Genomic DNA, 2,251 nt, shown 5'->3' on the forward strand with positions numbered 1-2,251 from the left:
CGCGGCGACATCGTGCTGAGCACCGATCTCGGGCTCGACGCGCTGATCGCCTGGCGCTTCGACGCGGTGTCGGGCCGGCTGCTGTCGCCGCGCCGCGTGCAGCTGTCGCCCGGGGCCGGGCCGCGCCACCTGGTGTTCCACCCGCGCGAACCGGCCTGGGTCTATCTGCTGAACGAAGAGGCCTCCACGCTGGCCTGGCTGCGCCTTGACGCGCACACCGGCGAGCTGAAGCTGCTGGGCGAGCTGAGCAGCCTGCCGCCGGGTTTTGCCGGCACCAGCTATGCATCGGATCTGGTGTGCTCGGCCGACGGCCGGCATCTGTACGCCTTGAATCGGCTGCACGACAGCCTGGCGCACTTCACGCTGAGCCGGAGCGGCGCGCCGCGGCTGGCCGGCGTCGAATGGTGTCGCGGCTCTTATCCGCGCACGCTGAGCCTGACGCCGGACGGCCGCCGGCTCGTGGTCTGCAACGAGCGCAGCGATCACCTGGCCTGGTTCGCCCTGAACGAGGATGGCAGCCCCTGCTTCAGCGGCCACTACACCGGCGTAGGCGGGCCGGCGGCCGTGGTCTTCGTGCAGCGGCCAGCGCCGCTGTGCGACGGGGCCGGACCCAGCGGCTAGCGGGCGCCGCGGCCCAGCCAGATCGCCAGGCCCTGGGCATTCAACTCAATGTCCAGTGCCAATGTGGCGATGCCCGCGTCCGGATCGTGCACGCCATGGCGCTGCAACTGCTCGCGGTACAGCGCGCTCAAGCCGGACATCAGGCGGGCATGGCGATCGTCGGCGGCGCGCAGCGGCCGGGCGAGTGCCACCATCGCATCGATCTGCTCGAACAGCAGGCCGCCAAGGCGCTGCACATCGTGCACACGGCTGTAGTGCGTCAGGTACATGCAGTGCGGCGACGCGGCGAGCAAACGCTCGATGGATCGCCGCAGTGCATCGGGCTCGAACTGCACCGGCGTCGTCGTCGGCAGGATCCAGGCGCCGAGCGCGGTGTCGAACTCCCTGAAGGACATGCCGAAGGTGTCGCCGGTGAACCAGCCGCGGGTGCGCTCGTCCCAGATGCAGTGGTGGTGTCGGGCGTGGCCGGGGGTGTCGATGAAGTGCAGCGGCCGGCCCGCCAGCACGACGGTGTCGCCATCGGCCGGCGAACGCACGCGCGCCGCATCGATCGGCCGCAGCACGCCATACGAGCGCGCCATCTCGTCGGCGCCGTAGACCTGCAAGGCGCTCAGGTGGAGCGCGGTCGGATCGATCAGATGGCGGGCACCGCGCTGCTGCACCAGCAGGGTCGCGCGCGGCAAGGACTGCATCAACAGCCCGGCGCCACCGGCGTGGTCCAGATGCACATGCGTCGGGATCACGTAGTCGACATCATCGACTGACAAGCCCAGCGCATCCAGCGCGGCGAGCAGCCGCGGCACCGCGAAGTTGGTGCCGGTGTCGATGAAGGCGGCACGACCTTCTTCCACCATCAAATAGGCCGCGTCATAGCGCCGCCGGTGGAAGCCGGTGTCGATGGCATACAGCCCATCGCCCAGTGACTCAAGGTAGGGCAGGGCCGTCATGGAGCGGCCGTCAGCCAATCGGGTCAACTGGTCTGCGCGTAGAGAGCCCACAAGCGGCCGAGGTCGGCACCGCCATCGGCGCCTTGCACGCTGCGGAAGGTCTGCACCGCCTTGGCCTTGTTCTTGCCGCCTTGCAGATGGGCCAGGCCCAGCCGCAGCTTGGCATCTTCGGGCCGCTTCAGGCCGCCCTTGGCGATGCCTTGTTCGATCAGCGGGATGCCTTTGTCGGCCTGGCCCATCGTGGCGTAGACATAACCGATGTGCACCAGGTCGTTGCCGTCCTTGGCCGTGGCCGCTTCTTTTGCGCGTTGTTCGATCGAGGCCTTGCCTTCGGTTTCCTGCTTGTTGGCGAGGTCGCGCAGGCGCTTGTGGCGCTCGGCTTCGGCCCCAGTGCCCAGTGCGCCGGAGGCAAAACCCTTGTCGATGATGGCCTTGCCTTCGGCCGGGTAGCCGGCTTGCAGCGACAGCTGCGCCATCTCCATGAACTCGTCGGTCTTGGTCAAATTGCCGGTGGCCAGCTTCAGCCGCATCACGTCCAGCGAGAAACGGTCGGAGAAGCCGCTCTTGCGTGGCAGACGGCCGAGGAAGATCGACCAGTATTCCTTCTTCGGGTAGTAGGCCAGCAGCTTGTCCAGCGTGGCGGTCTGGCCGGCGCTGTTACCGGTGCGCGACTGCGCATCGGC

The 2,251-nt window shown here is 68.4% G+C and carries 2 protein-coding genes and 1 pseudogene; 1 reads left to right on the plus strand and 2 read right to left on the minus strand.

The features are described 5' to 3' along the window. Positions 1-621, plus strand: a 621-nt coding sequence (locus VLK61_RS31880) for a lactonase family protein (protein ID WP_325427738.1), incomplete at its 5' end; no start/stop codon positions are given. Here VLK61_RS31880 and VLK61_RS31885 read toward each other — a convergent pair. Together VLK61_RS31885 and VLK61_RS31890 are read right to left on the minus strand one after the other, a co-directional pair. Next, a complete protein-coding gene (locus tag VLK61_RS31885) occupies positions 618-1,568 on the minus strand; it encodes an MBL fold metallo-hydrolase (protein WP_325427740.1) in 951 nt (316 codons plus the stop codon). The two genes, VLK61_RS31880 and VLK61_RS31885, sit on opposite strands and share 4 nt — an antisense overlap. A 23-nt stretch (positions 1,569-1,591) precedes the next feature. Next, positions 1,592-2,251, minus strand: a pseudogene (locus VLK61_RS31890) (hypothetical protein); the annotation flags it as partial.

This window comes from Aquabacterium sp., from assembly GCF_035476535.1.
GTDB lineage: Bacteria > Pseudomonadota > Gammaproteobacteria > Burkholderiales > Burkholderiaceae_C > Pseudaquabacterium.

What these genes read in the sequence shown, in the direction of transcription:
- VLK61_RS31885 (WP_325427740.1), bottom strand. Translation starts at nt 1,568, where the DNA reads ATGACGGCCCTGCCCTACCTTGAGTCACTGGGCGATGGGCTGTATGCC.